This window comes from Pseudoalteromonas sp. S558, from assembly GCF_005886635.1.
Taxonomy (GTDB): Bacteria; Pseudomonadota; Gammaproteobacteria; order Enterobacterales; family Alteromonadaceae; genus Pseudoalteromonas; species Pseudoalteromonas aliena.
The window spans coordinates 1-604 of sequence record NZ_PNDU01000528.1 but is presented as its reverse complement, the minus strand read 5'-3'; the positions used below and the strand labels follow the sequence as shown (position 1 = coordinate 604).

The following is a 604-nucleotide window of genomic DNA, read 5'->3' as shown; positions in this document are numbered from 1 at the left end:
TAGTGCCTGTATTAAGTCTTTCCTAACTTCAATATTGCTGTTTTTGATAAATTGGAATTATTTAGTGTCTTACTGCCAATATTTATTAATGACATCAGTCGCACTTTTTAGATCTACCCCTCCAGCAAATGTTTTCATGTCATTAATTTCTTTGCAGGTATGTGCTGTTTCTGAGATATACGTTGATTTCAAATCTGGGTTAAGATAAGCATATCGCTGGCCAAGTAATAGACTAGATTGTGTTGGTATTTCATTTGTAGATGTACCATTTAAACACATGTTCAGGGTTGGGTTTACACGATCTTCATTAGCAAAGAGAGATGGAATACGACTAGTGTTATAAATATTTTGGTTTACGTTATCTGCCGAATTTAACCACTGAGCGGAACCCCAATACATTGTATCTTCGTTAGCAATATAATTTCCCATGAATCCAGTGCCAAAACAAATAACTGAAATATCTTCAAGTTTATGGCCTTGGTTAACTGCCAGAGAAACAGCTGCCATAGTTGGATCATGGTTAACAAAAGCGCCATCAACAAATTGGCCAAGAGCTAACTCACTGTCGGAAGAGTACACACTAGTAGAGCCAGCCAATCCTGGC

Annotated in this window: 1 protein-coding gene; it reads right to left on the bottom strand. The window is 37.3% G+C overall.

Annotated elements, in window-relative coordinates; genetic code table 11:
* Nucleotides 1–69: 69 nt before the first annotated feature.
* Nucleotides 70–604: patatin-like phospholipase domain-containing protein (locus CWB66_RS22380; protein ID WP_212747850.1), on the bottom strand; the 535-nt coding region annotated here is incomplete at its 5' end.